The sequence below is a fragment of the Cyanobacteriota bacterium genome, assembly GCA_025054735.1.
Classification (GTDB): Bacteria; Cyanobacteriota; Cyanobacteriia; order SKYG9; family SKYG9; genus SKYG9.
In genome coordinates this window covers 1-3,107 of record JANWZG010000434.1, presented here as the reverse complement: position 1 = coordinate 3,107, position 3,107 = coordinate 1, and the positions used below count along the sequence as shown (strand labels likewise).

Annotated in this window: 3 protein-coding genes; 1 reads left to right on the top strand and 2 read right to left on the bottom strand. The window is 49.5% G+C overall.

What is annotated here, in order from left to right:
• The coding region (locus NZ772_16380) for a Uma2 family endonuclease (protein ID MCS6815132.1) at nucleotides 1–162 on the top strand (162 nt) is incomplete at its 5' end.
• A gap of 67 nt (nucleotides 163–229) precedes the next feature.
• Here the strand turns inward: NZ772_16380 and prmA are convergent.
• Nucleotides 230–1,159 (bottom strand): 50S ribosomal protein L11 methyltransferase, encoded by a 930-nt coding sequence (prmA, locus tag NZ772_16375; GenBank protein MCS6815131.1) that lies wholly within the window; start codon nucleotides 1,157–1,159, stop codon nucleotides 230–232.
• 300 nt (nucleotides 1,160–1,459) lie between these two features.
• A complete protein-coding gene (gene serA, locus NZ772_16370) occupies nucleotides 1,460–3,052 on the bottom strand; it encodes a phosphoglycerate dehydrogenase (GenBank protein MCS6815130.1) in 1,593 nt (530 codons plus the stop codon).
• Nucleotides 3,053–3,107 lie beyond the last annotated feature (55 nt).

Sequence of the window (3,107 nt, the reverse complement as noted above, 5' to 3'; positions counted from 1 at the left end):
CTAGGGCTGTACTTAGGGATCCATGACCACAAGCTCCGGTACTTCCAGCCCACGGGAGAGCTAGTGCCCACCCCAGAAGAGGATGCCCTTCAGCAATACCAGCGGGCGGAACGATTGGCGGCGTATCTTCGCTCCCAAGGCATCAACCCTGATGATTTGTAGAGTCGGTTCAGGCTAGGTAGCGGAAATTCGTGCTCACGACTCATAACCACTGAGGCTAGGGTGAAGATTACGATCGCCGGATGTTTAGACAGCACCAGTCTTGTCGTCGCCAGAGTGTTGCTACAACCCAGCCATGCTGTTCTAAGGTAGATGCAACATGTTTTGCCTGGTCTAACAAAACACCACTGATAATTCCCCACGTTGTTGGCTTAGCAATAGTTGCAAACTGAGGAATCAGGTCAATAATAACTTCAGCCAAGATATTGCACAAAATGCCATCTACTGGTGCACCGTTGGTCATGGCTATAACGCGGTCTATACTACCTTGCTGCACAAGGATATGCTGAGCAGGGATGCGGTTGAGTGCACAGTTATCTTGGGTTGCTCGCACAGCCATTGGATCAGTATCGACTGCATAGACTTGATCTGCACCGAGCAGAATTGCCCCAATGGACAAAATGCCAGAGCCACAACCCACATCTGCAATGAGAACTGGCTCCTGAGACTCATCTGCTTCGGGCAAGAGTCCCGGTGGCAACCGTAACCCTAGGCGCATTTCTAGAGCTTCTAGGCACAATTGAGTAGTAGGGTGCGTGCCTGTACCAAAAGCAGCTCCTGGATCTAGTTGCAGCACTAGGCGATCGCTGTCTATTGGGGATGGCAACCACGCTGGGTTGATCAGGAACCGATCACCAATCAACTGTGGATGCCAGTACTGCTTCCAACTGTTTGACCAATCTTCATCATCCACCAATGACCACTGCACTTGGGGAAGCGGTAGTTCTAAACAGAGTGCATCTTGCCGTAGGCGCAATGCGATCGCTGCCAAGTCGAGTAGTTGCAGTTGTTCTTCAGGCATATATGCCCTCACAAGGTAAAGATTTCCCTTGACCTCACTGGCAGTTCCTCGAAAACCAAACGTCTCCAGTCGCCAAAAGACCGTTTCATCCAAACTGGGGTCACAGAGCACCAATATTTCCCACCAGCTACTCGACATAGAGATTTATAAAGAAGTTGCGTTTTGTAATCAGCTAGCAGAAATCGGTTGTTCAAGACTTATCGATGGTCAAAGGGATAGCATCCCTCACCTAGGGACATACTTAGACCGTCTGCTTGTAACCATTTCTGGTTTAAGACTACCTGATTAACCTGCATAAGGCACCAACAGATGACCTCCTTATTGGAAGTTCTGTGCTCCTGCCCCTTAGCTCAAAGTTGTCAGCAGAAACTAGGACGGCAGACCCCTCAGCAGCTATTGGTTTTTGATCGAGGCTCGCTACCTTCTCGTTTCAACCAATTATCGCTCTGGTAGGGTCACAGTGTAGGCATCACGAATGCCTGGTACTTTAGAAATTTCAGCCAGAATACCATCCGGAAGGGGATCATCCAGGCTGAGTACCATCACAGCATCACCGCGTACAATTTTGCGGCCTACCTGCATACTGGCAATGTTGACATTAAAGCTTCCTAGTAAGGAGCCGATTGTACCGATAATCCCTGGCATGTCGCGATGCATCGTAAACAGCATATACCGGCTAGGGGGAATGTTGATGGGAAAATCGTCCAAACTTGTAATCCGAATTTCGTCGTCTCCTAGCAGCGCACCGGTCACCGAATGCTCGCCTTGGGATCCTTTAGTTGCCAGGTGAATAGAGCCAGTATAATCTCGAATAGAAGCATCCCGCGTTTCAATCACCCGAATACCACGCTCTTTTGCTTCTAGACTGGCGTTTACATAATTGACCCGCTCTTGCAGTGCTTGAGAGAGTAACCCTTTGAGAGCTGCAACAACCACAGGCTGGCTATCGTTACTCGCCAATTCTCCCTGCAAGCGAATATTTAGGTAGTCCACTCGTCCACCCGCTAATTGACCCAGCATATTTCCTAGCGTTTCTGCTAGTTGCAGGTAAGGACGGAGCCGCTGCATCACTTCTGGGCTGAGACCGGGGATATTCACCGCAGACCGAGCAGGCAAACCTAGCAAAACATCTCGGATTTGCTCAGCCACATCAATAGCCACATTGATCTGAGCCTCTTCAGTGGATGCACCTAGATGAGGTGTCAGCACGATTTCCTTGGTCAGCGATCGCAATGGCGACTCAGCTTCTAGTGGCTCGATCTCATAGACATCCAACGCCGCCCCAGCAATTTTGCCTGCCTTCAGAGCTTCGGCCAAGGCAGCTTCATCAATAATGCCACCACGGGCACAGTTGATAATGCGTGCAGTTGGCTTCATGGTGGCGATCGCATCAGCATTAATTAAGTGTTGAGTTTCAGGCGTTTTGGGAATATGAAGGGTAACGTAGTCTGACTCTCGTAGTAACAAGTCTAAATCCACTAATCGGCAACCGAGCTGCTCTGCTCGCTCGGTAGAGACGTAGGGATCATAGGCTAGCAGCCGCATTCCCATAGCTCTAGCCACCGTCGCCACATGGGCACCGATTTTTCCCAGCCCTACAATCCCTAAGGTCTTCTTGTAAACCTCCACGCCCACAAATGCCGTTCGTTTCCATTCCCCTGCTTTTACAGACTGGTTAGCTTCTGGAATGTAGCGCGAGAGCGCGAGCATCATTGCTATGGCATGTTCAGCCGCTGCGATCGTATTACCCTCAGGTGAATTCACAACTAAAATGCCGCGCCGAGTTGCCGCCGGGACATCTACATTGTCAACCCCTACACCAGCCCGTCCAATAATTTTGAGCAGTTTACCTGCTTCAATCACTTTGGCGGTGACTTTAGTACCTGATCGAATCATCAGGGCATCATAATCAGGAATGAGTTTTACCAACTCATCTTCAGAGAGCTTAGTTTTGATATCGACCTGTGCCACCTGGGACAAGACATCAATACCAGCCTGGTCAATAGGGTCAGAAATAAGAACCTTGGGCATGGTTAGAACAACCTTGAAATAAATCTCTAGGGCTAGATATTGTAGCTTATGTATG

Coding starts and splice junctions, on each gene's coding strand:
- prmA (MCS6815131.1), bottom strand. CDS start 1,159: ATGTCGAGTAGCTGGTGGGAAATATTGGTGCTCTGTGACCCCAGTTTG.
- serA (MCS6815130.1), bottom strand. CDS start 3,052: ATGCCCAAGGTTCTTATTTCTGACCCTATTGACCAGGCTGGTATTGAT.